The following is a 3297-nucleotide window of genomic DNA, read 5'->3' as shown; positions in this document are numbered from 1 at the left end:
GATCATGAGAGCCTCAGGGCAACGATCCGCGCGGCGCGGTTGGCGACCCTGGTCACGGCGACGGCGGAAGGGCCGCTGGCGACGCCATTGCCGCTTTTCCTCGACGAGGACGAGGGCGAGCATGGCGTGATCTATGGCCATGTCGCGAAGGCAAATCCGCACTGGCGTGTCCCGCCGCTGGGCGATGGCCTGGCGATATTCATGGGGCCGGACGCTTACGTGACGCCGTCCTGGTACCAGACCAAGCAGGAAACCGGAAAGGTCGTGCCGACCTGGAACTATGTCGCCGTCCATGCCCATGGGCCGGTCGAATTCTTCGAGGATGCCGACAGGCTGCTCGACGTCGTCACGCGTCTGACCAGTCTCCACGAAAGTGGGCGCGCCTCGCCCTGGGCCGTATCGGACGCGCCGCCGGATTTCATCCAGGCGCAACTGAGAGGCATTGTCGGTCTGCGCATGCCGATCGCGAAGCTCGAAGGCAAGCGCAAGATGAGCCAGAACCGCAACACGGCCGATCGAGCCGGTGTCGTGTCCGGCCTTTCAGCGAGCGACCGGCTTTCGGACCGTGCGGTCGCGCCGCTCATCCCGTCGTGAGACATAGTCCCGTTCGCTTCAAGCCGAGTTCATCATGCCGGATCTGACCCAGTTCGCCTTGTACTTCGCCGCAGCGTTCCTGCTTGCCATCACGCCCGGACCGGGCATCTTCTACGTCGCCGCGCGCACGCTCGCCGGCGGACGAGCGGAAGGCATCGCCTCCAGTTTCGGCACGGGCCTCGGCGGCATGGTTCACGTGCTTGCCGGCAGCCTTGGCGTTTCCGCCCTCGTGCTCGCAAGCGCGGAGTTGTTCACGGCGCTGAAGCTGATCGGCGCGGCCTACCTCGTCTGGCTCGGCTTCCGCACCTTCCAGTCCGCCCGCCGCGAGGCAAAGACAATGCTGGAGGGCGGCGCGCCGGCGCCCGCGGTCGGCGCGAGGCGCGCCTTTCGCGAAGGGGTGCTGGTCGAGGCCTTGAATCCGAAGACGGCAGCCTTCTTCCTGGCCTTCATTCCGCAATTCGTGAACCTCGGCGCCGGCCACGTCGCCCTGCAGTTCATGGCCCTCGGCTTCGTGTCGGTGACGCTCAACACGCTCGCCGATGTCGTGGTCGCTTTCGCGGCAAGCCGCATCCGGGAAGGCGCGGCCGGACGTTCGGGCGTGATACGCCGCCTGCGGGAGGCCTCGGGAGGCGCGATGATCGCGCTCGGCATCGGCCTCGCCATAGCCAAGCGCCCTGCCCTCTGATCGCCAAGTCCAGGTTACATCAGAGATCCAGCGACGCTCTGAAAGCGGAAAGCTCCTCGTCGGCGATCGAGACGACATGCTGCGGCTCGGGATAGGCGCGGCCGAGAAGAACCGACAGGGGCGCGCCACGACTTGATCGCGGCTGAAGACTATTGCCAGCAGCGCCTGGCAGGAGCCTCTCAGGGCCGATCGGACTAAATCTGCAATGCGTCGGAGATGGCGTCGTCGAGACGCTCGACGATCGCGTCGATGGCCGAGACGTCGCATATGAACGGCGGCGCCAGCAGCACGTGGTCGCCGTTGACCCCGTCGATCGTGCCCCCCATGGGATAGACGAGAAGGCCGCGCGCCATGGCCGCCTTCTTGATGCGCGCATTGAGTTTCCGTTTCGGATCGAAGGGCTGCCTGGTCGAACGGTCCTCCACCAGTTCGACGCCCATGAACAGGCCGCGCCCGCGAATGTCGCCAATATGGGGGTGGTTCCCGAAGCGCTCGCCAAGCCGGCGCGCCAGATGCGCGCCCATGGCTTTCACATTGTCGAGCAGCCTGTCGCGGGCAATCACCTCTTGAACGGCAAGCGCGGCCGCGCAAGCCATCGGGTGGCCGATATAGGTGTGGCCGTGCTGGAAGAGACCCGAACCGTTCGCGAAGGCATCGAATATCTTCTGACTGAGCAAAACGGCTCCGATCGGCTGGTAGCCGCCACCCAGCCCCTTGGCGATCGTCATCAGGTCGGGGGCGACGCCATCCTGTTCGCAGGCATGAAGCGTTCCGGTGCGGCCCATGCCGCACATCACCTCGTCGAGGATCAGCAAGACGCCGTAACGGTCGCAGATGTCGCGGATGCGGCGGAAGTAATCCGCAACCGGCGGCACCGCGCCCGCCGTCGCGCCGACAACCGTTTCGGCAACGAAGGCCATGACCGTCTCAGGCCCGAGCTCGATGATCTTGTCCTCCAGCGCCTGCGCCGCGCGCGCGGCATAGTTCTCGTCCGTCTCCCCGGCCTCCTGGAAGCGATAGGCAAAGCACGGATCGATGTGGTGCGTCTCGATGAGCAGCGGCCGGAACTGCGCGCGCCGCCATTCATTGCCGCCGGTCGCGAGCGCGCCGAGCGTGTTGCCGTGATAGCTTTGCTTGCGCGCGATGATGTTGCGGCGCTGCGGCTGGCCGATCTCGACGAAATACTGCCGCGCCATCTTGAGCGCTGCCTCGACCGCTTCCGAACCGCCCGAGACGAAATAGACGTGGCTGATGCCGGCCGGGGCATCCGCGACGAGCCGGTCGGCCAAGGCTTCGGCGACTTCGCTGGTGAAGAAGCTGGTGTGGGCATAGGCAAGTCGGTCGGCCTGCCTGTGCATGGCGGCAAGAACATCGGGATGGCCGTGGCCGAGGCACGAAACGGCGGCGCCGCCGGACGCGTCGATATAGGCGCGTCCGTCCGTATCGAAGAGCTCGATGCCCTTGCCGCCGCTGGCGACGGGAAGCGAGGCGTGGATCTGGCGATGCAGGATATGGGTCATGCTTTCCTCCGGCCGCGCGGCGGCAAGATGTGGATGTCGAGTTGGGACAGTTGGTCCTCGGTGCGGCGAATGGCGGCAAGCGCCTTTTCCCCGCCCTTTCCGGCAATCAGCGCCGCGAGGACCTCGCCGACCACGAAGGCAGGCGACATGGTGTGGAAGAAGGACGGGCTTTCCGTCGGAACCAGCACCGACAGCCCGGCGAGACCGGCGAGCGGCGAGACGGCGCTGTCGGTGAGCGCGATCACCGGCACGCCGCCGGCTGCGGCGCGGCGGGCAAGATCGACGGTCAGCCTGGTATAGGGTGCGACGCTGACGACAAACAGCACGTCTTGCGCGGTCGCCAGGCGAATGGCGTCGGTGCCAGTCCCGGATGCGCCGTCCAGCATCACGGCTTTCTCGCCAAGGAAGGGCATGACGTAGCCAAAATGCGCGGCGACCGGATGGCTGGAGCGGAGGCCGAGGCGGAATATCCGGCGGGCTGCGTGCAGCCGCTCGGCC

At 66.5% G+C, this 3297-nt stretch carries 4 protein-coding genes; 2 read left to right on the top strand and 2 right to left on the bottom strand.

Going from position 1 to position 3297, the window contains the following annotated elements:
* The coding region (locus EOA29_RS30080; protein ID WP_145969869.1) for an FMN-binding negative transcriptional regulator at positions 1–594 on the top strand (594 nt) is incomplete at its 5' end.
* A gap of 34 nt (positions 595–628) precedes the next feature.
* Positions 629–1279 (top strand): LysE family translocator, encoded by a 651-nt coding sequence (locus EOA29_RS30075; protein ID WP_126095019.1) that lies wholly within the window; start codon positions 629–631, stop codon positions 1277–1279.
* A 194-nt stretch (positions 1280–1473) separates the two neighbouring features.
* Here the strand turns inward: EOA29_RS30075 and EOA29_RS30070 are convergent, their stop codons facing one another.
* Positions 1474–2799, bottom strand: coding sequence for an aspartate aminotransferase family protein (locus tag EOA29_RS30070; RefSeq protein ID WP_126095021.1), 1326 nt, complete (start codon positions 2797–2799; stop codon positions 1474–1476).
* On the bottom strand, positions 2796–3297 hold a 502-nt coding region (locus EOA29_RS30065; protein ID WP_145969868.1), incomplete at its 5' end, for a MurR/RpiR family transcriptional regulator. The genes EOA29_RS30070 and EOA29_RS30065, both read right to left, overlap by 4 nt.

The sequence above is a fragment of the Mesorhizobium sp. M1E.F.Ca.ET.063.01.1.1 genome (assembly GCF_003998155.1).
Lineage (GTDB): Bacteria > Pseudomonadota > Alphaproteobacteria > Rhizobiales > Rhizobiaceae > Mesorhizobium.
The sequence above is the reverse complement of the archived record's forward strand: the minus strand, read 5'-3'. Positions and strand labels throughout refer to the sequence as shown.